Origin of the sequence: Streptomyces sp. NPDC058470 (genome assembly GCF_042721055.1) — a bacterium.
GTDB lineage: Bacteria > Actinomycetota > Actinomycetes > Streptomycetales > Streptomycetaceae > Streptomyces.
Genome location: NZ_JBHXMF010000008.1, coordinates 1 through 26,400, shown reverse-complemented (window position 1 = coordinate 26,400; position 26,400 = coordinate 1). Strand labels below are relative to the sequence as shown.

At 69.7% G+C, this 26,400-nt stretch carries 26 protein-coding genes and 2 pseudogenes; 11 read left to right on the top strand and 17 right to left on the bottom strand.

Translation table 11 applies throughout. From position 1 onward, the window contains the following. Positions 1-80: 80 nt before the first annotated feature. The 8 genes from ACFWP7_RS07990 to gap form a co-directional block, all read right to left on the bottom strand. Positions 81-1,094, bottom strand: a complete 1,014-nt coding sequence (locus ACFWP7_RS07990) for a polyprenyl synthetase family protein (RefSeq protein WP_384377793.1) — start codon at positions 1,092-1,094, stop codon at positions 81-83. Next, on the bottom strand, positions 1,091-1,990 hold the full coding sequence (ptlD, locus tag ACFWP7_RS07985) for a neopentalenolactone/pentalenolactone F synthase (protein WP_384377790.1): 900 nt from the start codon (positions 1,988-1,990) through the stop codon (positions 1,091-1,093). Before ptlD ends, ACFWP7_RS07990 begins: the two co-directional genes overlap by 4 nt. A 35-nt stretch (positions 1,991-2,025) precedes the next feature. After that, positions 2,026-3,840, bottom strand: a complete 1,815-nt coding sequence (gene ptlE / locus ACFWP7_RS07980; protein WP_384377787.1) for a neopentalenolactone/pentalenolactone D synthase — start codon at positions 3,838-3,840, stop codon at positions 2,026-2,028. Further along, the gene (gene ptlF, locus ACFWP7_RS07975) at positions 3,798-4,598 is read right to left on the bottom strand and encodes a 1-deoxy-11-beta-hydroxypentalenate dehydrogenase (RefSeq protein WP_384377784.1); all 801 of its coding nucleotides are present in this window, start codon (positions 4,596-4,598) and stop codon (positions 3,798-3,800) included. The genes ptlE and ptlF overlap by 43 nt, the downstream gene beginning before the upstream one ends. A gap of 127 nt (positions 4,599-4,725) precedes the next feature. Next, positions 4,726-6,180: an MFS transporter gene (locus ACFWP7_RS07970; protein WP_384377781.1), complete on the bottom strand. Its 1,455-nt coding sequence runs from the start codon at positions 6,178-6,180 to the stop codon at positions 4,726-4,728. A 58-nt stretch (positions 6,181-6,238) separates the two neighbouring features. Further along, positions 6,239-7,090, bottom strand: coding sequence for a 1-deoxypentalenic acid 11-beta-hydroxylase (gene ptlH, locus ACFWP7_RS07965; protein WP_384377778.1), 852 nt, complete (start codon positions 7,088-7,090; stop codon positions 6,239-6,241). A gap of 140 nt (positions 7,091-7,230) precedes the next feature. Continuing rightward, the gene (gene penM, locus ACFWP7_RS07960; protein WP_384377775.1) at positions 7,231-8,427 is read right to left on the bottom strand and encodes a pentalenolactone synthase; all 1,197 of its coding nucleotides are present in this window, start codon (positions 8,425-8,427) and stop codon (positions 7,231-7,233) included. A gap of 194 nt (positions 8,428-8,621) precedes the next feature. Beyond that, a complete protein-coding gene (gene gap, locus ACFWP7_RS07955; RefSeq protein WP_384377772.1) occupies positions 8,622-9,626 on the bottom strand; it encodes a type I glyceraldehyde-3-phosphate dehydrogenase in 1,005 nt (334 codons plus the stop codon). A gap of 162 nt (positions 9,627-9,788) precedes the next feature. On the opposite strand from gap, the gene ACFWP7_RS07950 reads away from it, so the two are divergent. Then, positions 9,789-10,226, top strand: coding sequence for a MarR family winged helix-turn-helix transcriptional regulator (locus tag ACFWP7_RS07950; protein ID WP_384377769.1), 438 nt, complete (start codon positions 9,789-9,791; stop codon positions 10,224-10,226). 195 nt (positions 10,227-10,421) lie between these two features. On the opposite strand, the pseudogene ACFWP7_RS07945 reads toward ACFWP7_RS07950, so the two are convergent. Then, positions 10,422-10,607 (bottom strand): annotated as a pseudogene (locus ACFWP7_RS07945) (DDE-type integrase/transposase/recombinase); the annotation flags it as partial. A gap of 418 nt (positions 10,608-11,025) precedes the next feature. Between ACFWP7_RS07945 and ACFWP7_RS07940 the strand changes: the two are divergent. Next, complete coding sequence (locus ACFWP7_RS07940) at positions 11,026-11,433, top strand: CoA-binding protein (RefSeq protein ID WP_384377766.1); 408 nt, start codon at positions 11,026-11,028, stop codon at positions 11,431-11,433. 197 nt (positions 11,434-11,630) lie between these two features. Then, positions 11,631-12,071, top strand: a complete 441-nt coding sequence (locus ACFWP7_RS07935) for a GNAT family N-acetyltransferase (protein WP_384377763.1) — start codon at positions 11,631-11,633, stop codon at positions 12,069-12,071. 614 nt (positions 12,072-12,685) lie between these two features. Here ACFWP7_RS07935 and ACFWP7_RS07930 read toward each other — a convergent pair. Continuing rightward, positions 12,686-12,832 (bottom strand): annotated as a pseudogene (locus tag ACFWP7_RS07930) (alpha/beta hydrolase); the annotation flags it as partial. A gap of 253 nt (positions 12,833-13,085) precedes the next feature. On the opposite strand from ACFWP7_RS07930, the gene ACFWP7_RS07925 reads away from it, so the two are divergent. From ACFWP7_RS07925 to ppk2, 3 genes are all read left to right on the top strand, one after another. Next, a complete protein-coding gene (locus ACFWP7_RS07925) occupies positions 13,086-14,240 on the top strand; it encodes an anion permease (RefSeq protein WP_384377760.1) in 1,155 nt (384 codons plus the stop codon). Between the two features lie 18 nt (positions 14,241-14,258). Further along, on the top strand, positions 14,259-14,489 hold the full coding sequence (locus tag ACFWP7_RS07920; RefSeq protein ID WP_384377757.1) for a hypothetical protein: 231 nt from the start codon (positions 14,259-14,261) through the stop codon (positions 14,487-14,489). A 63-nt stretch (positions 14,490-14,552) separates the two neighbouring features. Then, entirely contained in the window at positions 14,553-15,443 is an 891-nt protein-coding gene (ppk2, locus tag ACFWP7_RS07915; RefSeq protein ID WP_384377755.1) for a polyphosphate kinase 2, read from the top strand. 89 nt (positions 15,444-15,532) lie between these two features. Here ppk2 and ACFWP7_RS07910 read toward each other — a convergent pair whose 3' ends face one another. After that, positions 15,533-15,892 carry an ArsR/SmtB family transcription factor gene (locus ACFWP7_RS07910; protein WP_384377752.1) on the bottom strand — a complete coding sequence of 120 codons (360 nt, stop codon included), beginning with the start codon at positions 15,890-15,892 and terminating at the stop codon, positions 15,533-15,535. Between the two features lie 62 nt (positions 15,893-15,954). Between ACFWP7_RS07910 and ACFWP7_RS07905 the strand changes: the two genes are divergently transcribed. Next, positions 15,955-17,079, top strand: a complete 1,125-nt coding sequence (locus tag ACFWP7_RS07905; RefSeq protein WP_384377749.1) for a cation diffusion facilitator family transporter — start codon at positions 15,955-15,957, stop codon at positions 17,077-17,079. A 7-nt stretch (positions 17,080-17,086) separates the two neighbouring features. Here the strand turns inward: ACFWP7_RS07905 and ACFWP7_RS07900 are convergent, their stop codons facing one another. After that, a complete protein-coding gene (locus ACFWP7_RS07900; protein WP_384377746.1) occupies positions 17,087-17,644 on the bottom strand; it encodes a YbaK/EbsC family protein in 558 nt (185 codons plus the stop codon). Between the two features lie 34 nt (positions 17,645-17,678). Beyond that, positions 17,679-18,260 carry an XRE family transcriptional regulator gene (locus ACFWP7_RS07895; protein WP_384377743.1) on the bottom strand — a complete coding sequence of 194 codons (582 nt, stop codon included), beginning with the start codon at positions 18,258-18,260 and terminating at the stop codon, positions 17,679-17,681. Between the two features lie 93 nt (positions 18,261-18,353). On the opposite strand from ACFWP7_RS07895, the gene ACFWP7_RS07890 reads away from it, so the two are divergent. Then, positions 18,354-19,211: an EamA family transporter gene (locus tag ACFWP7_RS07890; RefSeq protein WP_384377740.1), complete on the top strand. Its 858-nt coding sequence runs from the start codon at positions 18,354-18,356 to the stop codon at positions 19,209-19,211. 1 nt (position 19,212) lies between these two features. On the opposite strand, the gene ACFWP7_RS07885 is transcribed toward ACFWP7_RS07890, so the two are convergent. Further along, complete coding sequence (locus ACFWP7_RS07885; protein ID WP_384377737.1) at positions 19,213-20,010, bottom strand: acyltransferase; 798 nt, start codon at positions 20,008-20,010, stop codon at positions 19,213-19,215. Positions 20,011-20,140: 130 nt separating this feature from the next. Here ACFWP7_RS07885 and ACFWP7_RS07880 point away from each other — a divergent pair, with 130 nt between their 5' ends. Further along, on the top strand, positions 20,141-20,674 hold the full coding sequence (locus ACFWP7_RS07880; RefSeq protein ID WP_384377734.1) for a gamma carbonic anhydrase family protein: 534 nt from the start codon (positions 20,141-20,143) through the stop codon (positions 20,672-20,674). A gap of 510 nt (positions 20,675-21,184) precedes the next feature. Here the strand turns inward: ACFWP7_RS07880 and ACFWP7_RS07875 are convergent. Further along, the gene (locus tag ACFWP7_RS07875) at positions 21,185-21,850 is read right to left on the bottom strand and encodes a DedA family protein (RefSeq protein ID WP_384377731.1); all 666 of its coding nucleotides are present in this window, start codon (positions 21,848-21,850) and stop codon (positions 21,185-21,187) included. A gap of 390 nt (positions 21,851-22,240) precedes the next feature. Then, complete coding sequence (locus tag ACFWP7_RS07870; RefSeq protein ID WP_384378239.1) at positions 22,241-22,678, bottom strand: DUF4442 domain-containing protein; 438 nt, start codon at positions 22,676-22,678, stop codon at positions 22,241-22,243. Between the two features lie 217 nt (positions 22,679-22,895). Here ACFWP7_RS07870 and ACFWP7_RS07865 point away from each other — a divergent pair, with 217 nt between their 5' ends. Then, positions 22,896-23,927 (top strand): hypothetical protein, encoded by a 1,032-nt coding sequence (locus ACFWP7_RS07865; RefSeq protein ID WP_384377728.1) that lies wholly within the window; start codon positions 22,896-22,898, stop codon positions 23,925-23,927. 176 nt (positions 23,928-24,103) lie between these two features. Next, positions 24,104-25,435 carry an MFS transporter gene (locus tag ACFWP7_RS07860; RefSeq protein ID WP_384377725.1) on the top strand — a complete coding sequence of 444 codons (1,332 nt, stop codon included), beginning with the start codon at positions 24,104-24,106 and terminating at the stop codon, positions 25,433-25,435. On the opposite strand, the gene ACFWP7_RS07855 is transcribed toward ACFWP7_RS07860, so the two are convergent. Further along, complete coding sequence (locus ACFWP7_RS07855) at positions 25,397-26,242, bottom strand: spermidine synthase (RefSeq protein WP_384377722.1); 846 nt, start codon at positions 26,240-26,242, stop codon at positions 25,397-25,399. The two genes, ACFWP7_RS07860 and ACFWP7_RS07855, sit on opposite strands and share 39 nt — an antisense overlap. Positions 26,243-26,400 lie beyond the last annotated feature (158 nt).

Sequence of the window (26,400 nt, the reverse complement as noted above, 5' to 3'; positions counted from 1 at the left end):
GCATGGGCTGGTGCCCTGGGGGGAGTGCTGCGCTGATCAAAGAGGGAAAGGGGGGATACGGGTATGGGGTGGGCCCCATCTCAGACCTCGCGGTCGACCACGAACCGCCCGAGCGCGAGGAGTTCGTCCCGTGCGCCGGCGTCCAGCTCGACACCGCGCAGCGCGTCCTCGGCCAGCACCATCCGCCGGGCGGCCTCGGCCAACGCCCAGTCCCGGCCGCCGGCGCCTTCGATCAGCCCGGCCACGCGCCGCAGTTCCGCCTCGTCGGTTTCGCCGGGGGTGGTGAGCCAGGCGGCGAGCTCGTCGCTGAGCGAGCCGTCCTGGTTCAGTGCGTGGCTGACCGGCAGGGACTTCTTGCGGGAGCGCAGATCGGAGTGGACCGGCTTGCCGGTGACGGCCGGGTCGCCCCAGATGCCGAGAACGTCGTCGACGAGCTGGAAGGCGACGCCCACCTGGTCGCCGTAGAGCGCCAGCGCGTCCACCTTCGCCTCCGGTGCCCCGGCGAGGACGGCGCCGATCGCGGCGCTCGCCGACAGCAGCGCGCCGGTCTTGCCGGCGGCCATGTCGACGCACTCCTCGACCGAGACGTGCGAGCGGTGTTCGAAGGACAGGTCCTGGACCTGGCCGCGGATCAGATGCCGGGTGGTGCGTGCCAGCAGCCGGGCGGCAGGCGCCGCCGTGGGCAGCCCGGTGTCCAGCAGCACCTCCTGGGCGAGCGCCAGCATCGCGTCACCGGTCAGGATGGCGCTGGAGGGACCCCACAGCTTCCACACCGTGCGCCGGTGGCGGCGTTCCTCGTCGCCGTCCATCAGATCGTCGTGCACCAGGGAGAAGTTGTGCACGAGCTCCACGGCGACGGCGCCGGGCAGCGCGACCTCCGGCGGCGCGCCGACCGCCTCGGCCGACAGCAGCGCGAGCGCCGGCCGTACGGCCTTGCCGGCGTCGGCGCTGGTGGGTGCGCCGCCTGCGGTGATCCAGCCGAAGTGGTAGGCCGCCTGGTGACGTGAGCGGTGGTCGAGCCGGTCGACGGCGGCGCGCAGCGCCGGGGTGATCGCGACCCGGCTGTGGCTGAGGCTGGCGGGGGCGGTGCTCATACGGCGACCTCCGCGCGCCAGGGATCGGTCGGGTCGTCGAAGATGCTGACGACCTGGCGCATGATGCGCCGTTCGGCCGGGTCGAAGGCCTGCTTGGCGTGGACGGTGCCGAGTTGGTCCCACATGACGATGTCCCCGGGCTGCCAGGCGTGGGCGTAGGTGTACTGGGGCTTGCCCGCGTGTGCCAGCAGTTCGTCGAGCAGCTTGCGGCTGTCGTCGAGGGCGAGGTCCACGATCCGCTTGGTGTTCAGGCTGCTGATGTAGACCGACTGGCGGCCGGTGCGCGGATTGCGGGCGATGAGGGGGTGGATGGTGGAGGTGCCGTCCTCGGGCTGGATCTGCGCGGTGCTCTCGCCGAGGGACACCTCGCCCTGGAGCTCCTCCTCGATGGTCTCCTCGTACCCGGTGCGCAGGGCGTGGCGGACCCGGTAGGAGTGCAGACGCCGGCGCTCCTCCGGCGACAGCGACTCGTACAGGGCGTACATGTCGGTGAAGAGGGTCTCCCCGCCTCCGGAGGACGGTACTTCCACGGCTTCCAGGAAGCCGACCTGGGCGACGCGGGGGCGGAAGGAGTAGTCGGTGTGCCATCCCATCCACCCGGCGTCGCCGACGCCGATCTTGCGTCCGTCCTCCACCAGGTTGGAGACGATCAGGATCTCGTTGTGGTCGGGATGGGCCCCGCTGGTCAGACCGGTCTTCGGGATGTACCCGAAGCGGCGGCCGAAGGCCAGGAACTCCTCGTAGGAGGGGGTCCGGTGACCGCGGAAGACGAGGACGAGATGCGCGTCGAGTGCCGCCCAGATCTCCTCGAACTGGGTCTTGCCCATGTCGCCGGTGACATGGGCGCCGTGCACGACGGCGCCGAGAGCGGCGCCGGGTATCGGCGTTACGTCCATGGGCGTTGCCGCCTTTCGCAGAAGAGTGGGGGTGGTCAGCGCAGTTCGAGTCCGGCGAGGTCGCCGGCCTCGCGCCAGCGCCTGAGGATGTTCACGAACTCCACCGAGCCGCCGCCGTAGCTGGCGTTGAGCAGGGGCAGTCCGCTCGGGTCGCCCTCGTTGTTGTAGAGGCCGGGCGTGCAGTTCTCCAGGAAGTCGATGCCGTTCGTGGCGAGCCGGAGGATCTCCTTGACCCATTCCTTCTCGCCGGCCTCGGACGCCTCCACGACCTGGTGGCCGCGCTCCTCGACGGACTTGACGATGTGCGCGAGGTGCCGGGTCTGCTCGCCCAGCATGTAGGCGATGTTGACGTGCCGGCCGGCTTGGATCTTGGACAGGATGAAGCAGTTGGGGAAACCATTCACCTGGAGTCCGTGCAAGGTGTGCGCCCCGTCCGCCCACTTCTCCGACAGCTTCAGGCCGTCGCGGCCGACGATGTCGTAACCGGCACGGTCGGTGTACGGGACGGCGAACTCGTGCTCGTAGCCGGTGGCGAAGACCAGGCAGTCGACCGGGTACTCCCGGCCGTTCGCGACCACCCCGGCCGGGGTGAGCCGCTCCACGCCCTGCCCCTGGGTGTCGACCAGGGTCACGTTGGGCCGGTTGAAGGTCTGTAGGTAGCCGTCGTGGAAGCAGGGCCGCTTGCAGTACACGCGGTAGTACGGCTTGAGCGCGGCGGCGGTCGCGGGGTCGGTGACAACGCTGTCGATACGGGCGCGCAGCTCCTCCATCTTGAGGAAGTCCGCCCGCTCGGCTGCGAGCGCCCGCTCCTTCGGGTCGCCTCCGGTGTCGCCGGTGGGCAGGATCGCGGCAGCCAGCTTGGCCGTGGTCTGGGTCCAGCGGTCCTGGACCAGATCCTCGTCCTGCGGGACGCCGGAGGTCAGCGCGTGGAAGTTCTCCATCCGGAACTGCTGCCAGCCCGGTTCGAGACTGTCCGCCCATTCGGACGGGGTGGGCCGGTTGCCTCGGACGTCGACCGCGGCCGGGGTGCGCTGGAAGAGGACGAGCTGCTCGGCCCACTCGGCGAGGTGCGGGGCGAGCTGGATGGTCGTCGAGCCGGTGCCGATGACACCGACCTTCTTGTCCTTCAGCTTGGTCAGGCCGCCGGTGCTGTCGCCGCCGGTGTAGTCGAAGTCCCAGCGGCTGGTGTGGAAGGAGTGCCCGGCGAACGTCTCCAGGCCGGGCAGCCCGGGGAGTTTGGGGCGGTGCATCAGACCGATCGACATGGCCACGTACCGGGCCCGGATCAGGTCGCCGCGGTCGGTGCTCACCAGCCAGTTCCCGGCGGCCTCGTCCCAGCGCAGCTCGGTGACGGTGGTCTGGAAGAGGGCGTCGCGGTAGAGGTCGTACCGGTGGGCGATCTGTTGGAGGTGGGCGAAGATCTCGGGCCCGGTGGAGTACTTCTCGGTGGGTATCGTGCCGATCTCTTCGAGCAGCGGCATGTAGATGTAGCTCTCGACGTCGCACCGGACGCCGGGGAAGCGGTTCCAGTACCAGGTGCCGCCGACGTCGCCGGCCTCGTCGATCAGCCGGATGCGCTCCAGGCCGGTCGCCTTGCGCAGATGGGCGCCGGTCAGCAGGCCGCCGATGCCGGCGCCGACGACGGCGACGTCCACCTCGTCGGTGAGCGGTTCGCGCTCCTGCCACTCGGTGTAGGGGTCCTTCGCGTAGCGGCTGAAGTCACCGCGCGCGAACTGGTAGGTGCGACCGACGCCGCGCTTGTCGCGTTCCTGCCGGTATTTCTCCCTCACCGCTTCCAGGTCGATGGTCAGTGCTTCGTCGCTACGGTCGTCGCTTTCGGCGCGGGCCACAGCTCCTCCTCGGGGGAAGGGGGCGGAAGGGAGACATGACGCCCTACGTCGTCGAACTGATCGCGCAGCCGCAGTGGGGCGTCGGAGTTGCTGAAGAGGTAGAAGCGGTCGGAGCCGAGGGCCTCCCACACGAGTCCGGCGACGTCCTCGGCGCTCACCGAGGTGTCGCCGCCCGCGCCGCGCGGGGCCGTCAGTCCTTGGACCATGGGGGTGTCGACCCGGCCGGGGCACAGCACCGACACCCGGACCGCGGTGCCCCGCAGATCGGCGCGCAGACTGCGCGCGACGGCGAGGTCGGCGTGCTTGGAGGCGGCGTAGGCGGCGCTGCCCGCGCCGACGACGAAGGCGGACATCGAGGCGGTGTGGATCAGATGGGCGGGCCTGCCGTGCTCCAGCAGCCGGGGGACGAAGGCGCGGGCCACCAGGACGTGCGCCCAGTGGTTCACCTCGAAGACCTGCCGCATCCGCTCCAGCGGCACCTCCCACAGGGGCTGTCCCACGGGGCCGAGGACCCCGGCGTTGTTGCACACCACGTCGATGTCGCCGAGCACGTCGAACGCCGTGTCCGTGAGCCGTTCGACGGCGTCCGGGTCGGTCAGGTCGGCGGTCACGGCGGTGACCTGAGCGCCCTGTGCGGTGAGTTCGGCGGCCCGGCGGTGCAGTGCGTCGCCTTCGACGTCCGCCATGACCACGCTCACGCCGGCCCCTGCGAAGCGGGCAGTGAGGGCGAGGCCGATGCCGCTGGCCGCGCCGGTCACCACGGCTGTCCTTGTCTGTAAGTGCACCTGGCTGTCTCCGCTTCTGCGCGCGGGTACGCCGAAGGACGGCGCACCGTTGCCAACGAGAAGGTCTGGATCAGATCGCGCCGTTCGAGGGAGGCGGGTGTCAGCTGGGGTCGGGGAGCTTCAGGCTGATCACGAGAACGATCACCGAGAAACACGCCAACAGGGCGAGGACGAGCACGGCTGCCGACGCCGTCGACAGCGAATCGGCCAGGGAGATGTAGAGGGTTCCGCCGACGGTCGCACCCAGCGCCGTCGCCATCTGCTGGCTGGTCACCAGCACACCGCTGCCCATGCCGGCCTGCGCGGAGGGTACGTCGGCGAGGATCATCCGGAACAGTGTGGGGCCGATCAGTGCCGCGCCCACGCCGAAGAAGGCGATCCCGACGAGCACGAGCGCCAGGGAGGGATGCGGCCAGCCGAGCCAGACCACCAGCGCCAGCAGCAGCAGGCTCGCGCCCTGGACGAGGCTGCCCAGGGTGACGATCCGGCCGCCCAGGGCCGCGGCGATTTTCGGGGTGAACCGCGCCACCACGAAGAACGCCACGGCGAACGGCGCCAGTCCCGCGCCGGAGGCGAGCCCGTCGAGGCCGAAGTGACCCTGCGCAACCAGCGCGTAGACGAACAGGAAGGCGCCGAAGCCGGCCGAGAACGGCACCATCGCCGCCAGCCCTTGGCGCATCCCCGGATGGGACAGCACCGACGGGGACAGCAGTGGTGAGCCGCCCCGCGCCTCCAGTCCGCGTTCGACCCGCGCCAGCGCCAGCGCCGCCGCCGCGGCGACCACGAGCGACGACCACAGCCACAGCGGCCAGCCCAGGTCGGGACCCGCCACGACCACGGCCAGGACACAGACCATGGCGACACCGAACAGCACGGTGCCCAGCGGGTCGAAGCCCGGCTTCGCGTCGGCCCTGGTCGCGGGCACCCGCCGGACGGCCAGCAGCGCGGCCACTCCGATCGGCACATTGATCACGAAGACCGACCGCCAGCCGAGACCGGCGACGTCCAGTGAGACCAGCAGCCCGCCCAGGATCTGCCCGGTGACCATGCCGAGGCCCGCGGTCGCGCCGTACATGCCGATCGCACGGGCCCGCGCCTGGCCCTGGGTGACCGCCTGGATCGTAGCCAGCACCTGCGGTACGAGCATGGCGGCGGCCGCGCCCTGCGCGAGGCGGGCCACGACGAGGAACTCGATGGTCGGGGCGAGTCCGCACAGCGCCGAGGTGATGGTGAACGCCGCGAGTCCGTAGGCGTACAGGCGCCGTCTGCCGAAGGCATCGCCCAGCCGTCCGCCCAGCACCAGGCCGAGGGCGTAGGTGAGGCCGTAGCCGGACACCACCAGCTCCAGTGCGGCGGCGCCGCCGTGCAGGTCGTCACTGATCGAGCTCAGCGCCACATTGACGATGGAGGCGTCGACGATGGACAGGGCGTATCCCGTGAGCACCACCACGAGGGCGATGCCGCTGAGTCCCTCGGCGGCTGGTTCCGTGCCGCCCGAGGTCTCCGGGGTCGCGTTGGGCTCCTTCAGAGGGGGGAGACCCTCGCGTTTCGTCATGCGCTGCCTACCAGGCGTTCGTGGGGGGACGGTTGAAGCGGGTGCGGGGGTGACAACGTCACTCGGTGGTGGTGGGGGTGCCGGTGATCTTCGACAGGATTCCCTTGGAGGCGTCCTTCGCGGACTCCGGCCAGGGGGTCAGGGAGTTGAACCCGCGGTGCGAGGAAGCGGGCTGGATACGGGTGTCCATCGACATCCGCATGCCGGCCGGGTCCGCCGAGACGTTCGGGATGGACTTGTGACACATGAAGGCGTGGAAGATGAGCACGTCGCCCGGTTCCATGGGCGAGAACAACAGCTGCTCGTCCGCGCCGAACTCCTCCGCAGGGATACCGCGCACGGCGTGGCCGAAGCGGCGGAATTTCTCGGTGACGACGTGCTCGCGCGGGCCCTTCTTGTGGCTGCCGTCGGCGACGGCGACGCCACCTATGCCACGGGTCGTCGCGAGCAGCGGCGTCCAGGCGGTTCGGAAGTCCTTGTTCGGGCCGATGTAGAAGCCGTCCTGGTGCAGCGGCGTCAGGAAGCTCGGATCCGCGGAGCCCGCGGCGGAGGGGTAGTAGCGGATCGTCGTCGACTTGAAGACGAAGACGGGCTCGCCGAGGGCCTTCTCCCAGACCTTGAGGGTCGAGGGGTGGTTCCACAGGTCGTCGTACTTGACGTAGTCGTGCATCGCCACCTCGTCCACCGCCTCGAAGGAGTCGATGGTGAGGGTGTCGAGCGTGGTGCCGGGGGCGGCGTGGCCGAGTGCTATCAGGCCCTCGAGCATCTGCTCGGCGGCGGTCCGCACGAGTTCACGGTCCAGAGCGCCACGCAGATAGAGGTAGCCGTGCTCGTCGTAGAACCGGTCCAGGGCCTCACGGTCGTCGAGAAGAGGCGTGCAGTCGACGTAGTCGCTGAAAGTGTCCGTCATGGTTTCTTGTCCTCGTGACGTCTGTGCGTGGGGGGGAGGAGCGCCAAACATCCGGGCGGGCCGATGGCTTGGATCGTGCGGTTCCTACCGCCTGTGACCATGAACGGCGGACGGCTGTGTTGTCCCTCGTGCAATACCACTCAGAAGATGATGGGGAGTTCGTCGAACCCGCCGGTGATCCGGTGCTCCTGCCAGCGCAGTGACTCCTCGGGTACCGCGAGCCGTAGGTTGGGCAGTCTGCGGAACAGCCGCTCGAACACCGCGGTCAGCTCGATCCGGGCCAGCACGCGGCCGATGCAGTGCCGGGTGCCGTGCCCGAATGCCATGTGCGACTTGGGCTTGACCCGGTCCACGTCGAACAGGTCTCCGTCGGGGAACGCCCGGCCGTCGATGTTGGCCGCGCCGATGGCCAGCATCACCGCGTCTCCGGTGCGGATCACTGTCCTGCCGACGGTGATGTCGCTGTGCGCGTAGCGGGGTATCAGCGCGTTGGATCCCTTGCCGCCGACGGCCAGGCGCAGGATCTCCTCGACCGCGGCCGGTGCGAGTTCGGGCTTCTCGACCAGCAGGGCACGCTGAGCCGGATTCCGCAGCAGCAGCAGGACGCCCAGGTCGATGCGCACGATGGTGGTCTCGTAACCGAACAGCAGCACGGCGTTACCCAGCTGGGCAATCTCCGCGTCGGACAGTGCGCCGTCCTTCTCGGCGATCAGCTCGGACAGGATGTCGTCGCCCGGCTCGATTCGCTTGCGCGCCACCAGTTCCATCATGTAGTCGACGACCTGTTGAAAGGTGTTCGCCGAGTGCTGGTTGTCGCTCTGGTCGAATGTGCCTCTCGCCCACTGCCCGAACCGCTCCCGGTCGGCCAACGGCACGCCGAGCAGATCGCAGACCACCATGGTCGGCAACGGGAACGACAGCGCGTGGTGCAGGTCGACCGGCGAAGTGCCGACGGCCAACTGGTCGAGCAGGTCGTCCACGTGGTGCTCGATCCGGGTCTTCATCAGGCGCATCCGGCGCGTGGAGAACCGGGGCACGAGCAACTCGCGCATCTGCGGATGGTTGGTGGCCTCGGTGTCGTAGTCGTCCCCGGCCATCAGCGCCATCATGAAGCTCCTGGCCGCGCTCTTGACCGACGTCTCCGGGTGGGGATTGCTGAGACCGAGTCGACGGTCGGCGAGTAGTGCCTTCACCTCGTCGTAGCGGGTGACCAGCCAGGCATCCTCACCGGCGGTCCGCACCCTGGCGATCGGTCCGTCCTGCTGCAGTGCGCGCATCTGGGGCGCGATGCCGAGGATGGCGGGGTTGTCGAAAGGTAATCGCGGAAGTTCGTTCATTTCGTCTTTCCTCGCGAGCGTCGTGCAGGAAGTGGCGTCGTGCAGGGCATTCGTCGGGTATACGGGCACGGCGACGGCATCGGTGGCGTCGGGTGCGGGCGCGCCGGTCCACGGAGCGCCGAAGCGGCGGCCGCCGTTTCGGCGGACGACTGTTGCTGACGTGCGGACGGTGCAGACCCCGGGTCGGCGAGAAACTACAAGGACGACCCGACGAGCAGTGCCAGGTCGATCAGGCGGTTCGAGTAGCCCCACTCGTTGTCGTACCAGCCGACGACCTTGACCTGCGGGCCGGACACCCGGGTGAGCCCGGCGTCGAAGACACAGGAGGCCGGGTCGCCCACGATGTCGGTGCTGACCAACGGCGCGTCCACGGAGGACAGCAAGCCCTTGTAAGGTCCCGAGGCCGCCGCTGCGTACGCCTCATTCACCTCGTCCACAGTGGTGCCACGGCTGGTGACGACGGTGAGGTCGGTGACCGAGCCGGTGGGGACGGGCACCCGCAGGGCGAAGGCGTCCAGCCGACCGGCGAGTTCCGGCAGGACGAGGCCGATGGCCTTGGCGGCGCCACTGGAGGTGGGCACGATGTTCAGGGCCGCGGCGCGGGCCCGGCGCAGGTCCGTGTGCGGGGCATCCTGGAGGTTCTGGTCCTGCGTGTAGGCGTGGACCGTGGTCATCATGCCGGAGTCGATGCCGACGGCGTCGTGCAGCACCTTGGCCAGTACGGCGAGACAGTTGGTGGTGCAGGAGGCGTTGGAAATGATGGTGTGGCGCTCGGGGTCATAGGCACCGTCGTTGACGCCCAGCACCACCGTGATGTCCTCGCCACTGGCCGGAGCGGCAATGATGACCTTCTTCGCTCCGCCGTCGACATGTGAGCGCGCCCTCGCGGCGTCGGTGAAGATGCCGGTGGACTCGATCACGATGTCCACTCCCAGGTCACCCCAGGGCAGGGCGCCCGGGTCGCGCTCGGCGAGGACCTTGACCGTCCGGTCACCCACGCGGATCGCGCCCGGCTCGGCGGTGATCTCCTCGGGGAAGCGTCCCAGAATCGAGTCATAGGCGAGCAGGTGAGCCATCGTGGGCACGTCGCCCAGGTCGTTGACGGCGACGATCTCCAGCTCCGAAGTCCGAGCCGCCGCCGCACGGAAGACGTTGCGACCGATGCGCCCGAAGCCGTTGATCCCGATCCGCACAGACATTGGTGTGTTCCTCACCTAGCGCTCTACCAGTCCGTTGACGCGCCGTTGCGCCGAGGTGCAATGCAAACCGTGCACCTGGACGAGGCGCCGGCATGCGATCGATAACGAGCTTATATAAGTCTGCGATACATTTCCAGAGTGCCTTCTACGCAGCGTTCTCACATGAACACGGACTTGGATGTCGGTGACCTCACCAGGGCGATCGAGAACTTCAACCGCTACTACATCCGGCTTCCCGCGGTGCAGAAGCTGTCGTTCACGACACTGTCCGTGCTGGACACACTGGCCCACAGCGGTCCCAAGCGGCTTACCGAGTTGGCCAGAACCGAGCAGATCAGCCAGCCAGGACTCACCCAACTGGTCACCCGCCTCGAACGCGACGGTCTCGTGGAACGCCGCTCCGACCCGGCGGATGGACGCGCCGTCCTCGTCCACATCACCGACTCCGGCCGAAAGATCGGCCACGTCCGGCACGAGGACCGGGGCCGTCATCTGATCCCGCTGATCGACCAGTTGACGGCCACGGAGCGACAGGCGATCGCTGCGGCTCTGCCCGCCCTGACCCGCCTGGCGAAACTCGGGACCGATGCCGGACCGTAGGGCCCATCCGTTTCTCGAACGTGTCGGCCACGCCCACCAACCGACGGCGAGGGAGGCCTTTCCCCTGCAGAAATGGACACCATTTCGTATCGCTGCGCGCCAAGTGTGCCGGCGGTTGATGCGAGTTCGGTCGCCGGGAGACATCTGTGCGGCTGCCAAGTGCCGTCGTGCGGTGTTGTATCCGGTGACCAGCGGGTCGGTGTGGAAGTTGGCGCCGGACAGGCTGCCGCGGGTGACCGCGGCAGCCTTGAGCGCGTCGGCGACCAGTTCGGTGCGCAATGCGGTCGTCGATGACCGCCCGGCGAGGCGGCGCGAGGAGCAGTCCACGACCGCCGCCAAGTACAAGAACTCGCCGTCGCCGACGGGAAGATGGATGACGTCGGAATCTTGAATCCGCACATGATGTGCAGCCGCCCGGCGTTGTAGAGGTCGGCGACCCAAGTGGCTGTCTTGATACGTGCCCAGGCGACGTGCACCCGACCGCAGATCGGCTGAAACCGGGCGTCGGGATCAGCAAATTCGTGGCGCCTCCAACCGTCCCGCCCTTTGTGGAGTCAGTCGGCCTCACGTGGACCCCACATCCCCACGCAACCGGGTCCGGCAATTCCTGTCCAGTGGCTGTCCGTGAACACTGGCGGAATTGCAATCGACGAACCCTGGTGCCCAGTACTGTCCTGACATCTCCGACACCGGCTCCGCAGCAACTCGTCGCCGCCGGCGGTGACCGCGAGGAATTACCGCGCTCCGCCCGCTGTTCTTGGGCGCAGCAGCCTTTGCACGAATCCCAAGGAGGCCGAGCGTGTACGGCGACCCAGCAACGATCCGCAAGATCCTCACCGAGCTCGGCGACACCTGGGCGATCGTCGGTCTGTCGTCGAACCAGCGGCGTGCGGCATATGGCGTCGCCGATGTCCTCCAGCGCTTCGGCAAGCGCATCGTGCCCGTGCATCCGAAGGCGGAGACGGTCCACGGCGAGCTGGGATATTCCTCCCTGGAAGCGATCCCCTTCGATATCGACGTCGTCGACGTGTTTGTCAACAGCGACCTCGCCGGGCCCATCGCCGACGAGGCGATCACCATCGGCGCCAAGGCTGTCTGGTACCAACTCGGCGTCGTGGACGAAGCCGCGTACGACCGCACCCGCGCAGCCGGCCTCGACATGGTCATGGACCGCTGCCCGGCCATCGAGATCCCACGACTCGGCTGACCGGCCCGGGACACGAGGTAACGGGGACACGGGGACACGGGGACACGGGGACACGTCCATACGAAACGGAATCGCGCCTGCGGGCACTGTCCAGGGCGATGTCGTGAACGTCTTCGACGGCCGGCTGCGCCGACCCCCAACTGCCTTGAGCGGCGAAATCAGTTGACACCCGTCGCCCTCACGGGTTCCCTGCTCCGGTGTCCACCCTTCGTATCGAGCAGCCGGACGACGACGCCCGTCTCAAGGACTGGCAGCACGTCCACAATGTGATCGTCCCGCCCGCCGCCCTGTCCCTCGACGACGTCCGGGAACGCGTCGGGCGCTACCACCTTGAGGTCGCCTACCTCGGCGACGCCCTGGTCGGCTGCACGACGGTACGTCCGCCCACGGACGACACCGCCACCGCCACGGTGATCGCCCGGGTACTCGCCGAACACCGTGGTCAGGGCTTCGGCGAGCAGCTCTACACACATGGCCTCGACCAGGCACGCGCGGGGGGAGCCGAAGTGATCGAGACCGTCGTCCTGGCCTCCAACGAGGACGGGCTGCGGTTCGCCGAGAAGCACGGGTTCGTCGAAATCGAGCGGTACTCGCTGCCGGGAGACGCCATCCAGTGGATCGACCTGCGGCTGGCCTGAGGAGTCAGTGCTCCTCGCCGAGGAACGTGGTGACGGCCTCCGTGAAGCGGCGAGGGTCGGCGCGCCACGGAAAGTGACCGGCGCCCGGCATTACGACTGTCTCCGCCTCGCGGAACAACGGCGATCGAGGCGGCCACGCGGGGAAGCGGGCCACGGTCCTTCGCCCGCGAGGACCAGAACCCGCGCTCCCCCACGGCGACGACAGCGCGGGCTCTTGTCCGGGTCGACGGCGCCAGGAGACGCGTACAGGTCCGTGGCCTCTTCGTTGGACTGCTCGACGTCGGTCGCGGCGTGCGCCTGAGCTTGCGTGTCCCCATGGCCGTAGAAGAACGGCGCGACGGCATCCCCGTCGGCGTCGGCCACGGAGCCGGCCCGGATCCGCTCGCAGGATTCGTTCGCATCAGCGAACCATGGCTCGTCCTCTCGCAGCGCGGCCCCTCCGGGCGGTGCTCCTCGGCACGTCGACGCCCAGGGCGCGCGCTCGGCCGGTGATGAGCGTGCGGGTGCGGACTCGCCCCGGGGGCCGGGCCGCGTAGAGGAGGGCCAGGTCGCCGCCCGCCCGCCGAGTGGGCGAGAAGATCGATGTGCTCAAGCCCGAGGTGCGCGCGGAGGGCCTCGACGTCGGTGACCTGCCGGTCGCAGCGGTACGTCGCCGGGTCGGCCGGAGTGCCGGAGGCGCCGGTGCCCCGCAGATCAAGCACGATCAGCGGGCGATGGCTCGACAGTCCGCCGAGATCACCGAGGGAGGCGGAGGCGCGCATCGGGCCACCGGGCAGGCAGAGCAGCGGTTCGCCCGCGCCCACGACGTGATGGGCGAGTTCGGTACGTCCGGAGCGGCGCAGTCGGGCATGCCGCCATCCTGATCACCGACTGACGATCACGGCAGGCACCCGGCTCGGCGACAGCCCGACGTGGAGCGAGACGACCGCAAACAGATGTTCACCTTTACTCGGCCATACTCGGGCTTTGCCTCAGGTTAGCCACGTGTACAGATGCGATTGCTTCCATCGAAGAATGGACCACATCACGTTCCTCGTGGCGGTCGTCATCGTCACTGCGCTGGCATTCGACTTCACCAACGGATTCCATGACACGGCGAACGCGATGGCCACGTCCATCGCCACCGGTGCGCTCAAACCGCGCACAGCGGTCCTGATCAGCGGCGTCCTGAACGTCGTCGGAGCCTTCCTCTCCACCGAGGTCGCCAAGACGATCTCCGGCGGCATCGTCGACGACACCCTGGTCACGCCGGGCATGATCTTCGCGGGACTGGTCGGGGCGATCCTGTGGAATCTGATGACCTGGCTCGTCGGGCTTCCGTCCAGTTCCTCGCACGCCCTGTTCGGCGGGCTGATCGGGGCGGTGTGGGTCGGCGCGGGTGAGCGCGGCGTGCACTTCGACATGGTGGTCCAGAAGATCCTGATCCCGGCCGTGGCCTCGCCCCTCGTGGCGGGCATCGCCGCTCTGCTGGCCACCTACTTCGCGTACAGGATCACCGCACGAGCCCGCGAGAAGTCGGTGACCGAGGGATTCCGGCTCGGTCAGATCGCCTCGGCCTCGCTGGTCTCGCTGGCGCACGGCACCAATGACGCGCAGAAGACGATGGGCGTGATCACACTGACCCTGATCTCGGCCGGGGCGCTGGGCCACAACGCCGGTCCCCCGGTGTGGGTGATCGCTTCGGCCGGTCTGGCCATCGGGCTCGGCACCTACATCGGCGGCTGGCGGATCATCCGCACCATGGGCAAGGGCCTCACCGACATCCAGTCACCCCAGGGCTTCGCCGCCGAGGCCGCCTCCACGACGGTGATCCTCACCTCGGCCCACCTGGGTTTCGCGCTCTCCACCACACAGGTCTGCTCGGGCGGCATTCTCGGCGCCGGTCTGGGCAGGCGTCTGGCTGAGGTCCGCTGGGGCACCGCGGGCCGCATGGTGATCGCCTGGATGGTCACCCTGCCCGCCGCCGCGCTGGTCGGCGGGGTCTCCGCGAGCGTCGTGAAGCACGGCGGGAACCTCGGCACCGCGGTGATCGCACTCGTCGCCCTGGCCGTCGCCGCGGTCATCGTGATCGCCTCACGCCGCAACCCGGTGAGCGCCAAAAACGTGAACGACGCCCACGAGGTCACCATCCGCAGCACGACGCCGGCCGATGTCGGCACGGCCGCCTAACCACGGGGAGTTCTGGACATGCATCTCGACTGGAGCGCACTCGGCGAGGTAGCCGCGGTGAGTACGGGAGTCACCGTCGCGGTGGTCATCGTCTTCGCCCTCGGCGTGCTGGGCCTCGCCCGCGTCGAGTCCGCGCGTGAGGGCGACGGCACCGACACCTTGGGGTTCGCCCAGGCCGGGCTCTGCTTCCTGGCCTGCGCGGCCGTGGTGGCGTACGGGATCTACCTGATCGTGCCGCAGTTCCACTGACGTCAGACACTTGAGCTGGGCACTGGCACTGGCACTCACGCACCGGGAGAAGGGAAGGCTGACATGACGCCACTGATGGCGGGGATGCGGGTCGACTACAGCGACCACGACGACCCCGTGCTGATCCGCCCTGACGGCAGCCCGGTAGATACCTGGCGGGAGAACTACCCCTACCCCGAGCGCATGGAGCGCAAGGAGTACGACTGGCACAAGCGCCTCCAGCAGATAGAACTGCTGAAGCTGCAGAGCTGGATAAAGGAGTCCGGGCGACGGCTCGTCATCGTCTTCGAAGGACGGGACGCGGCCGGCAAGGGCGGCACCATCAAGCGGTTCACCGAGCACCTCAATCCGCGTGGCGCACGGGTCGTGGCCCTTGAGAAGCCGACCGAGCGCGAGCGCGGGCAGTGGTACTTCCAGCGGTACGTGGAGCATCTGCCGACCGCGGGCGAGATAGTGATGTTCGACCGGTCCTGGTACAACCGGGCCGGCGTCGAGCGTGTCATGGGCTTCGCCACGGACGACGAGTACCGGCGCTTCATGCGACAGGCGCCCGCGTTCGAGCGGATGCTGGTCGACGACGGTGTGGACCTGATCAAGTTCTGGTTCTCGGTCTCACAGGGCGAGCAGCGCACCCGTTTCACCATCCGCCAGGTCGACCCCGTACGGCAGTGGAAGCTGAGCCCCATGGACCTGGCCTCGCTGGACCGCTGGGACGACTACACCGCCGCCAAGGTCGCCATGTTCCGCGAGACGGACACCGAACAGGCGCCCTGGACCGTGGTGAAGAGCAACGACAAGAAGCGGGCCCGCGTCGAGGCCATGCGCAGCGTCCTCGCCCGCTTCGACTACACCGACAAGGATGTGGAGGTCGTCGGCAGCCCCGACCCGAGCATCGTGGGCGCGGCGGCGAACCTGCTGGAGGAGGGCGAGGACGACACCGCCCACGTCTTCTGACGCGTACGCCGACCCGGTCGTAGCAATCTCAGTCGTGAACCCGACCGGTCGTAGCAATCTCAGCCGTGAACAGGCCGGTCGCAGCACTCTCAGTCGTGAACCGGCCGGTCGTTGAGGCGGTGGTCTGCGAGGCTCAGCGCCTCGTCGACCACCCGGCGCAGATGACCGTCGCCGAGTGAGTAGATCACCCGACGACCTTCCTTCCGGGTGTTCACGAGCCCGGCGAGACGGAGCCGGGCCAGGTGCTGGCTGACGGCGGGACGGGCGGCCCCACAGGCCTCCGTCAGTGTGGTGACGTCCGCTTCTCCGCCCGTCAGGGCATGCAGCAGGGCGAGGCGAGTCCGGTCACCCAGCAGTGCGAGAAGTTCCGCCGCGAGCGCGAACTGTTCCTCGGCAGGGGTGCGCGGATGCGCATCATGTGCAGGTGATAGGTGCATGCGTGCGCTCATACGCACATAATGGCTCCGTGGACGGCGCCGCGTCCACTCCCGCGCACCGGAGAGGGACCCACGTGAGCGACGAGCACACCCACGACCACAGCCGCAGCCACCCGCATGGCCAGGGTCACACCCACGATCACGACCGCAGCCACAGCCACCCTCATGGCCAGCCTCACACCCACGACCGCACCGAGGGCAACTCCCACCCCCGCCACTTCCCGCACCGCCTACGCCACCTCCTCACCCCCCACTCCCACGAAGCCGCCGACAAACTCGACGCCGCCCTGGAGTCATCGGCAAGAGGCATGCGCGCGCTCTGGGTCTCCCTAGTCGTTCTCGGCGCAACCGCCGCCGCGCAGGCGGTCGTTGTCGTGCTCTCGGGGTCGGTCGCACTGCTCGGCGACACGGTGCACAACGCGGCGGACGCCCTCACCGCCGTGCCGCTCGGGATCGCCTTCGTACTGGGCCGCCGCGCGGCGACGCGACGTTTCACCTACGGCTACGGCCGGGCGGAGGACCTCGCGGGCATCGTGATCGTGCTGACGATCGCCGCGTCCGCCGCTTTCGCGGCCTGGACGGCGGTCGACCGGCTTCTCAACCCCCGGCCGATGCACCACATCCCGGTCGTCGCCGTCGCCGCGGTCATCGGCTTCCTCGGCAACGAATGGGTTGCCCGCCACCGCATCCGCGTCGGCCGCGAGATCGGCTCCGCCGCACTGGTGGCGGACGGACTCCACGCCCGTACGGACGGATTCACCTCACTGGCCGTCCTGGTGGGCGCGGGCGGCGCGGCGCTCGGCTGGCAACTCGCCGACCCGCTGGTGGGGTTGGCGATCACGGCCGCGATCCTGCTGGTGCTGCGCGACGCCGCACGCGAGGTGTTCCGGCGCGTGATGGACGCGGTCGACCCGGCGATGGTCGACCGGGCCGAGGAGGCGCTGCGCGAGGTGCCGGGTGTGCACGGGGTGGGTGAGCTGCGGCTGCGCTGGATCGGGCACCGGCTGCGCGCCGAGGTGGCGGTCGTGGTCGACGGCGAGGTGAGTGTGCGCCGGGCCCACGACATCGCCGTCGAGGCCGAACACGCCCTGCTGCACGCCGTACCGAAGCTCACCGCGGCCCTGGTCCACGCCGATCCGGCCCCGGCTCCGGGCGAGAGCGACCCCCATCTGACGCTGGCACATCACGCCACCGCCTGACCCAGCGTCAGGCGACGCCGAGCCCCTCCAGCACCACCACATTGGGCAGTTCCGCGAACGCCTTCCCCGGCACCAGCAGCTTTCCGCGCCGCCGCCCGCTCCCCACCAGCACATACGGCAGCTCGACGACCGCCGAGTCCACCAATACCGGCCAGTCGCCGGGGAGTCCGATGGGTGTGATGCCGCCGTACTCCATTCCGGTCTCCCCGGTCGCGATGTCCATCGGCGCGAACGAGGCCTTGCGGGCGCCGAGTTGGCGGCGGACCGCGCCGTTGACGTCGACGCGGGTCGCGGAGAGGACGACACACGCGGCGAGCGTGGTCTCGCCGCCGCGCTTGCCCGCGACGACCACGCAGTTGGCGGACTGGTCGAGCAGTTCCTTGCCGTAGTGCTCCAGGAAGGTCGCGGTGTCGGCCCAGGCGGGGTCCGTGTCGACGTAGACGATCTGGTCGGCGGGGATGTCACCGCTCCAGTCGCGTACGGCGTCGGCGACCGGGCGGGTGAGTTCGCCGAGGCAGTCGGGGGCGGGCGTGGCGTTGTCGAAGTGTCCGATCGGTGCGCGCATGATCGCACGCTAACAGCCGCGCGTGGACCCTCGGTCAGGTGTCCCGGTGCACGCCCGGCACCGACACGGTCATGATCATTTCCATCGGTGCGTCACTGTCATTGCCGTACGTGTGAGGGGTGTTGGCCTCGAAGGAGGCACTGGCGCCTGCCGGTACGCGATGCTCGATGCCGTCGACCGTGAGGGTCAGCTCGCCCGCCGTGACATGGAGGAGTTCGACCGTGCCGGTGGGGTGCGGATCGGACGGGCTGCCCTCGCCGGGCATCAGCCGCCAGTCCCACATCTCCAGCGGTCCCGGCGCCTCGGTGCCCGCGAGAAGCCGGTTGTAACTGCCGGCGTCGGTGTGCCACAGCCGTACGGCCTGGTCGGCCGGGACGATCCGGACCTTGGGGCCCTGTTCGTAGTCGAGGAGGGTGGTGATGCTGATGCCGAGCGCGTCACCGATCTTGACGACGGTGCCGAGGCTGGGGTTGGTCCTGGCCTGCTCGATCTGGATGAGCATGCCGCGGCTGACTCCGGCACGGGCGGCGAGCGCGTCCAGGGTGAAGCCGCGCTCGGTGCGCCAGCGCTTGACGTTGCGCGCCAGGGACTGGGTCAGCAGGTCGAGGTCCGACACATTCCGTCCAATATTATGAATGACAGAGTTCAATTCATTGAACTATGGTGTGGTGCACCAGATTGTTCACCAAACTGTACTGCGAGGCACCTCATGACAGCACTCTTCGCCCTGGCCACCAGCCTCCTGTGGGGCATGGCGGACTTCGGCGGAGGTCTGCTGACCCGACGTGTGCCCGCCCTCTCGGTGGTCGTCGCCTCGCAGACGATCGCGGCCGCCGTCCTCGGCGTGGTCGTGCTCGCCACCGGCGGCTGGAGCGAGGCCGGCCCGCAGTTGTGGTTCGCGGTGGCCGCGGGCCTGGTCGGTCCGGTCGCGATGCTCTCCTTCTACAAGGCGCTGGCGCTCGGCCCGATGGGCGTGGTCTCACCGCTCGGCTCGCTGGGCGTCGCCGTACCGGTCGGCGTGGGTCTCGTCCTGGGCGAGCGTCCGGGGCTGCTCCAGTTCGCGGGCATCGCGGTCGCCGTCGTCGGGGTCGTGCTCGCGGGTGGGCCGCAGCTCAAGGGCGCCCCCGTCCAGAGGCAGGCGGTACTGCTCACCCTCCTCGCCGCCTTCGGCTTCGGCGCGGTGATGTCGCTGATCGCGGAGGCCTCGACGAACCTCAGCGGCCTGTTCCTCGCCCTCTTCGTGCAGCGCGTGACCAATGTGGCGGCGGGCGGCACGGCCCTGTGCATCTCGGTGAAGCGCGGCGCCAAGGCCTTCCCCGAGGGCGGTCTCCCCTGGGTTCTGCTCCCGGCGCTCGCGTTCGTCGGTCTCGCCGATGTGGCGGCCAATGGCACGTACTCGATCGCCGCCCAGCACGGCCCGGTCACCGTCGCCGCGGTCCTCGCCTCGCTGTATCCGGTGGTCACCGCCCTGGCCGCACGCGGCATCCTCAGCGAACGGCTGCGCGGAGTCCAGGCGGCGGGTGCGGGCCTCGCCCTGGTCGGCACGGTCCTGCTGGCGACGGGCTGAGTCAGGTCTCGGTGCGTACGTCCCCGGGCGCACCCTGAGGGTCGAGGTCCAGCTCCGCCAGACGTGCCGCCGTCTCCTCGTCGAGTCCCGCCAGCGCCGACAACTGCTCCGGTGTCACGCCGTCGGGAATCGGTACCGGCGCCGGCGTCCGGAGCGGAGGCTGCCATCCGTCCACCACGTCCCAGCGCCGTACGACCCGGGCGGGGGCCCCTGCCACAACAGCATGGTCCGGCACCTCACCTCGTACCACCGCACCGGCCGCCACCACCACGTTCCGCCCGATCCGCGCGCCCGGCAGGATCACCGCGCCGGTCCCGATCCAGCAGCCGGGCCCGATCTCCACCGGCTCCATTCGCGGCCACTGTTTCCCGATGGGCATGTGCGGATCGTCGTACGAGTGGTTCGTGGACGTGACGTACACATACGGCCCGAAGTAGCAGTCGCTGCCGATGGTGACCGTCGTGTCGGCGATGACATGGCTGCCGCGGCCGAGCACGACGCCGTCGCCGATGCGCAGGATCGGGTCGGGTCCGAGGTCGAGGTCGGGCATCAGGCCGGCGGTCAGCGTGACCTGTTCGCCGACGATGCAGTGGGAGCCGAGGTGGATCCAGGGTTCGCCGAAGACCGTGCCGAGTGGGAAGGCCAGTCTGGTACCTGTTCCCATCGCGCCGAAGCGGAACCGTCCCGGGTGCGCGGCGGTGATCGCACCCGTGCGCTGCACCCAGGTCCAGCCCGCGTGGACGGCACGCTGCGCCAGGTGGCGCCGCCATGATGAGAACGTGTTCCTGTTCGTGGGCACCCGCTCACGGTACTCAGCACGCAGTGCGCCGATGAGGTCGTACGGCTGTGATCTTCGCCCCACCCGGGCCCGCACCCGATGGCATATCGATGGCATACGGTGCCCGTGAATCGACGAGAAGGAGACGGTGATGACGCAGCGGGCGCTGATCGCGGGGTTCGGCGGCAAGGAGCCGAAGGTGGACCCTGAGGCGTTCGCGGCGCCGATGTCCGTGGTGATCGGCGAGGTGACCCTGCACGCGGGGGCGAGCGTCTGGTACGGCGCGGTGCTGCGTGCCGAAGCCGGCCCGATCATCATCGGCGCCGACAGCAACATCCAGGACAACTGCACCCTCCACGTCGACCCCGGCTTCCCCGTCATCGTCGGCGAGCGCGTCTCGGTCGGGCACAACGCGGTGATCCACGGCGCCACCCTCGAGGACGACTGCCTGATCGGGATGGGCGCGACGGTCCTCAACGGCGCGGTGATCGGCGCCGGTTCAATGGTCGCCGCGCAGGCACTGGTGCCGCAGGGCATGCGCGTGCCCCCGGGCTCGCTGGTCGCCGGCGTACCGGCCAAGGTCAGACGGGAACTGACCGCCGAGGAGCGCGAGGGAATCTCACTGAACGGCACACGGTACGCCGAGCGGGCGAAGGCGCACCGCGCGGTGCACGAGAGGAACTGACCGAGTCCGGTCCGGTCGGAATCAGTCGGCGGCGGGCACCGGGACACAGCAGATGCTTCAGCCGGCTCGCGCCGACCGGGCATGAACCGGTCCGCAACGGACGTCGGCACAGCCGATCCCTCAGCCAGTTCCGCCACCTCGCACCGACCCGACGTGAATCAGCCGACGACAGGCACCGACACGGCCGATGCCTCAGCCGACTCGGCAAGCTCCCGCCGACCCGGCGTGAACCAGCCGACGCTCGCGCCGACCGGGCATGAACCGGTCCCGAAACGGGCGCCCGCACACCCGCTCCCTCAGCCGGCTCCGCCACCTCGCACCGACCCGACGTGAATCAGTCGGCGACAGGCACCGACACGGCCGATGCCTCAGCCGACTCGGCAAGCTCCCGCCGACCCGGCGTGAACCAGCCGACGCTCGCGCCGACCGGGCGCGAACCGGTCCCGAAACGGGCGCCCGCACACCCGCTCCCTCAGCCGGCTCCGCCACCTCGCACCGGCCCGGCGTGAATCAGTCGGCGGCCGGCGCCGGCACGGGCGGCGCCTCGGCGACCTCGGCCGCCTCGTGTCGAGCCGTCGCCTTCTTCGCCTTGCGGCGCACGACCAGCATCGAGGCGAGCCCGATGAGCACCGCGACGACCAGGCCGAAGTACGAGAAGCGCTTGAGCCAGTCCTCGGCGACCACGCCCACGTAGTAGACGACGGCGGTGGTGCCACCGGCCCAGATGATCCCGCCGAGGACGTTGGCGATCAGGAACTTCCAGTACGGCATCTTCAGCACGCCCGCGAGGGGCCCCGCGAAGATCCGCAGCAGGGCGATGAAACGGCCGAAGAAGACGGCCCACATGCCCCACTTCTCGAAGGACCGCTCGGCCGTCGCGATGTGCGCCTCGCCGAAATGCCTGGGGAACTTGGCGCCCAGCCAGGCAAGGAGTGGCCTACCGCCCTTGCGGCCGATGGCGTAGCCGATCGAGTCGCCGACGATCGCTCCCGCGGTGGCGCACGCCCCGAGGATGACCGGGTTGATCCCGGCGTGCTGCGAGGAGAGCAGCGCCGCGGAGACCAGGATGATCTCGCCGGGCAACGGGATGCCGAGGCTCTCCAGGCCGATGACCAGCCCGACCAGCGCGTAGATGGCCACCGCGGGCACCGTCTCTAGCCATTCCTGGACGTGCAACGCCGGTTCCTCCCGTTTCGCCCGCCCTGCGTTCGAAGCGAGCAGCGAGTGCGCGCCGGGCAGCGTCTCTGTTTGGCTTCGCGAGCCTAACTGTTGCCCAGGGAGGGGAGCCAATCCCCTCCGGCGGTGGCGAGGGCGGTGAGCCGACGACCGGGCGGCGTACGACGTGCTCATCTCCGGGGTCGTCCGCATCCGCAGGTCCCGCGCCGACGCTCCCAGCAACACGGTTGCGGCGCCCAGCACCCAGTCGTGCCGCTCGGCGTCCGTGCGCATCCCGACGACCACGGCGACCCGGCACAGCTCCCCCGCCCGCGGCGTGCCCGCTGAGAACCGCCCGGCGCCCTTACCGCCCGGTCAGTTACAGGTCCGGGGACGGGCCCGACGCTCGGCTCAGCTGTTCGGGCGCAGCGTCCAGACGACCGTCATCTCACCGGTCACCGCACCGTCCCCGCGCTGGATGGCAACGGCGACGGGAAACTCGGGGCGCTGACCGGCGTCGAGTTCGGCGACGACGTCGACGGCGGGACGGCCGAGCGTCGCGGTGGCCGTGATGGGCCCCATCGCGAGCTTCTTGTACGCGATCTCGGCGCGGACGGCGAGCGGTACGGCGCGGGACAACTGGTCCCCGAACGCGGCGAGGACGATCGCCCCGCTCGCCGACTCCCCCAGCGTGAACATCGCTCCGGCGTGCGGGCCGCCGACATGGTTGTGGTAGTCGTCCTGGTCCGGCAGGGCCACCACGGCCTTCTCCGGCGTGGTCTCCAGGAACTGGAGGTTCAGGGTCCGGGCCATCGGCACGGTGGCGGCGAGCATCTCGCCGATCGACATCTGGTCTGCGCTCATACCCGCATGTTACCCACGAGTAGCAACTCTTGACCAGCACCCTGGGCCGCTCGCAGGATCGTTCCGCCTCCTGTGCGGCCAGGAGAGTAGCCCCATCCGGCCCGCCCACCTCCCTGACACCCCGTCAGGCGCCTGATCCGGTACATGTCTGACGAGACGCAGTGACCGAAACGTGTCACACGCGGCACTAAGGTGACTCCCCATGTGGCCAGGACAGCAGCCGCCCGGGGGCGAGCAGAACCCGCAGGACCAGAACCCGTACCAGCAGCCGGGGTACCAGCAGCCGAATCCGTACCAACAGCCCGGATATCAGCAGACGGGGTATCCGCAGCCCAACCCGCATGGAGAGCAGCCGGGGCAGCAGCAGTGGGGAGCTCCCACAGTGCCGCTCGGGGCACCTCAGGCACCCGGCGGTCCGGGCGGCGGCGGGAACAAGACCAAGATCACGGCGATGGTCGCGGCGTCCGCCGTCGTGATCGCGGCCGGTGTCACCGGCTACCTCGTCCTCGGCGGCGGCAAGGACGACAACGCGGGCGGCGACCCGTCCAAGTCCCCCTCGGCGTCCGCCTCCACGTCGCCGAGCGCGAGCGGCGGTGACGACAACCCGCGGGGCGACGACGAGGAGCAGGCGACGGTCGCGGGCTGGAAGGTCGTCGTCAACCCCAAGTGGGGCACGGCCTTCGACGTACCGGCGGACTGGGAGGTCCAGACTCCCGGTACGTTCGTCGGCTTCGAGGACGACAAGAAGGGCGACGGTTCCGTACTGATCGGCATGTCCGCCCCCGCGTTCCTCCAGGAGAAGTGGTGCACGTCCGACGCCGACAAGGACGGCTACGAGGAGCAGTCGGCGCTGGCGGCCGTGGGCACCAAGGGACAGAGCGGCGCCAAGAACACCGACGACGTCGCACAGAACGACTCGGCCTGGTGGGTCTTCGGCGGCTACACGGACCAGAAGGACGCCTCGAAGAAACTGCTCACGATCGGCAAGCCGAAGGCGTACACGACGACTTCGGGCATCAAGGGCAGCGTCGTGACGACGTACTCGTCCGGCGTCCCCAAGAAGGACAAGTGCGACTCCGACGGCAAGGCGACCACCTTCGCCTTCAAGAACTCGGCCGACGACTTCGTGTCCTGGACCCTCTACGGAGCCAAGGGCGTGTCCGAGGAGGTCTCGGACGAGACCGTGCAGAAGATCCTCGGCACGGTACGGCTGCACGGTGAGCCGACGGGTTAGGTCGGGACCGCGGGAGCAGTGAACCTGGATTGCGGCTCACCGTGTCGACGTACCGACTCGGTGAGCCGCGGTCCATACGGAACAGATTTCCGTACGGCCTTACACAGCGCCCCCGACCAGTGCCTACCTCTCCCCTCCGGTGCCTGGCAAATGGTTTGGCAAGCCGGACCCCCGGCATGGATAGTCGCCCGGTGACCTCTGCCGCCGACTCCCCCCGACGCCTGCGCCGCCCTTCCTGGGCCGGCCGGAACTACACCCTGCTGACCGCCGCCGCGATTGCCACCAACCTGGGCAGCCAGGGCGCCCTGATCGCCTCGGCGTTCGCGGTGCTCGACACGGGCGGCGACGGCGGTGACGTGGGGTTGGTGGCTGCGGCACGGACGTTGCCGCTGGTGCTCTTCCTGCTGATCGGTGGCGCGGTGGCGGACCGGTTGCCGCGCCACCGGGTGATGGTGGCGGCCAACACCCTCAACTGCGTCTCGCAGGCGGCGTTCGCGACGCTGGTCATCGCCGGAGAGCCGCAGCTGTGGCAGATGATGCTGCTGAGCGCGCTCGGCGGCACGGGGCAGGCGTTCTTCAACCCGGCGGCCGAGGGCATGCTGATGTCCTCGGTCAGCGGGCCCCAGGCGAGCCGCGCCTTCGCGATGTTCCGGATGGCGATGCACGGCGCCGGCCTTGGCGGCGCGGCCCTCGGCGGGGCGATGGTGGCCGCGATCGGACCCGGCTGGGTGCTCGCCGTGGACGCGCTGGCGTTCGCGGTCGCCGGGTCACTGCGCGCTTTCCTCGACGTCAGCCACATTCCGGCGCGCAAACCAGGCGGCGGCCTGCTCTCCGATCTCCGCGACGGCTGGCGGGAGTTCAGCGGACGGCCGTGGCTGTGGACGATCGTCGCTCAGTTCTCCGTGGTCGTCGCGGTCGTCGGCGCGGCCGAGGCGGTCTACGGTCCGCTGGTCGCCCGGGACAGCCTCGGCGGGGCGGGCCCGTGGGGTCTCGCCCTCGGCGCGTTCGACCTCGGTACCGTCGGCGGCGCACTGCTGATGACCCGCTGGAAACCGCGCCGCCTCCTGCTCGCCGGCTCCCTCTGCGTCTTTCCGCTCGCCGCCCCGTCCGCCGCGCTCGCGGTACCCCTGCCGGTGGGCTGGCTGTGCGCGGTGATGCTCGTCAGCGGTCTGTCCATCGAGGTGTTCGGGGTCTCATGGATGACCGCGCTGCACCAGGAGATCCCGGAGGACAAGCTCTCGCGTGTCTCCGCCTACGACTGGTTCGGGTCGATCGCGATGGTTCCACTGGCCACGGCAATGGCGGGCCCGGCGGAGGTGGCCTTCGGCCGTACGGCCTCCCTGTGGGGCTGCGCGGTCCTCGTCGTCGTGGTCACGGCGGCGGTGCTGTGCGTTCCGGACGTACGGAATCTGACGCGGCGGACGAAAGCGGTGGCGCAGGGGGTGGCCGCGCCGGACCGCGTCCCGGGGTCAGCCGATGCTGAAGGCGCCGTCGGGCGGCTCGGGTGAGGGGACCGCGTCCTGGTCCCGTACAGGCTTCGCGCCGCCGATGAACTCCCGCAGCGCGGCGCCGTGTTCGACGCGCGCCGGGAAGGCGTCGGAGGCGGTACGGCGGGCGAGGGTGGCGGTGTCGAGGGGACGGTGGGAGGCCACGAGCACCGCGTTGCCGAAGCGGCGGCCGCGCCGGACGCCGGGTTCGGCGATCAGCGCCAGCTCCTCGAAAGCCGTGGCGAACGTGGCCAGTTGGGAGCGCAGGAAGCCGAAGGGCGCGGCGTCGGCGAGGTTCGCGAGGTAGACACCGTCGGCGCGAAGGACCCGCTCGGCCGCCCGCGCGTACGCCACGGAGGTCAGATGCGCCGGGACGCGAGTGCCGCCGAACACGTCCGCGATCACGATGTCGACGGAGTCGGGCGCGGCGGCTTCGATCCAGGCGCGGGCGTCCGCACCGTGCAGCGCGATGGCCGCGCCGTCGGACACGGGCAGGTACTCGACGACCAGGGAGAGCAGACCGCCGTCGGCCTCGACCACGTCCTGCCGCGACCCGGGCCGGGTCGCGGTGACATAACGCGGCAGGGTGAGCGCGCCCCCGCCGAGGTGCAGCACGTCCAGCGCCCGCCCCGGTTCCGCGACCGTGTCCACCACATGCCCGAGCCGGCGCGCGTACTCGAACTCCAGATGCGTCGGCTCGTCCAGATCGACATACGACTGCGGCGCCCCGTCCACCGTCAGCAGCCACGCCCGCTTCCGGTCGACGTCCGGCATCAGCTTGGCGGTCCCGTGATCCACGTCCCGCGTCACGGGTATCGGCTCGTCCACCCTTCCATTGTGCGGCCAGTTCTCAGCCCGTCCGCCGTTTGAGGACAAGGCCGTCCAGGCCGATGCGGGGGTCTGGGGGCCAGCCGCCCCCAGGTACGGGAGGGGGCGCAAACTGCCCCGCCCCGGGGGTGGGGGTGCGGGTGCCCGCCTCCCAGGCG

Coding starts and splice junctions, on each gene's coding strand:
- ACFWP7_RS07970 (WP_384377781.1), bottom strand. CDS start 6,180: ATGACGAAACGCGAGGGTCTCCCCCCTCTGAAGGAGCCCAACGCGACC.
- gap (WP_384377772.1), bottom strand. CDS start 9,626: ATGTCTGTGCGGATCGGGATCAACGGCTTCGGGCGCATCGGTCGCAAC.
- ACFWP7_RS07900 (WP_384377746.1), bottom strand. CDS start 17,644: ATGCGCGCACCGATCGGACACTTCGACAACGCCACGCCCGCCCCCGAC.
- ACFWP7_RS07865 (WP_384377728.1), top strand. CDS start 22,896: ATGTGGCCAGGACAGCAGCCGCCCGGGGGCGAGCAGAACCCGCAGGAC.
- ACFWP7_RS07860 (WP_384377725.1), top strand. CDS start 24,104: ATGGATAGTCGCCCGGTGACCTCTGCCGCCGACTCCCCCCGACGCCTG.
- ACFWP7_RS07910 (WP_384377752.1), bottom strand. CDS start 15,892: ATGAGCGCACGCATGCACCTATCACCTGCACATGATGCGCATCCGCGC.
- ptlH (WP_384377778.1), bottom strand. CDS start 7,090: ATGACGGACACTTTCAGCGACTACGTCGACTGCACGCCTCTTCTCGAC.
- ACFWP7_RS07950 (WP_384377769.1), top strand. CDS start 9,789: ATGAACACGGACTTGGATGTCGGTGACCTCACCAGGGCGATCGAGAAC.
- ACFWP7_RS07990 (WP_384377793.1), bottom strand. CDS start 1,094: ATGAGCACCGCCCCCGCCAGCCTCAGCCACAGCCGGGTCGCGATCACC.
- ACFWP7_RS07920 (WP_384377757.1), top strand. CDS start 14,259: ATGCATCTCGACTGGAGCGCACTCGGCGAGGTAGCCGCGGTGAGTACG.
- ACFWP7_RS07890 (WP_384377740.1), top strand. CDS start 18,354: ATGACAGCACTCTTCGCCCTGGCCACCAGCCTCCTGTGGGGCATGGCG.
- ACFWP7_RS07925 (WP_384377760.1), top strand. CDS start 13,086: ATGGACCACATCACGTTCCTCGTGGCGGTCGTCATCGTCACTGCGCTG.
- penM (WP_384377775.1), bottom strand. CDS start 8,427: ATGAACGAACTTCCGCGATTACCTTTCGACAACCCCGCCATCCTCGGC.
- ppk2 (WP_384377755.1), top strand. CDS start 14,553: ATGACGCCACTGATGGCGGGGATGCGGGTCGACTACAGCGACCACGAC.
- ptlD (WP_384377790.1), bottom strand. CDS start 1,990: ATGGACGTAACGCCGATACCCGGCGCCGCTCTCGGCGCCGTCGTGCAC.
- ACFWP7_RS07870 (WP_384378239.1), bottom strand. CDS start 22,678: ATGTCGATCGGCGAGATGCTCGCCGCCACCGTGCCGATGGCCCGGACC.
- ACFWP7_RS07880 (WP_384377734.1), top strand. CDS start 20,141: ATGACGCAGCGGGCGCTGATCGCGGGGTTCGGCGGCAAGGAGCCGAAG.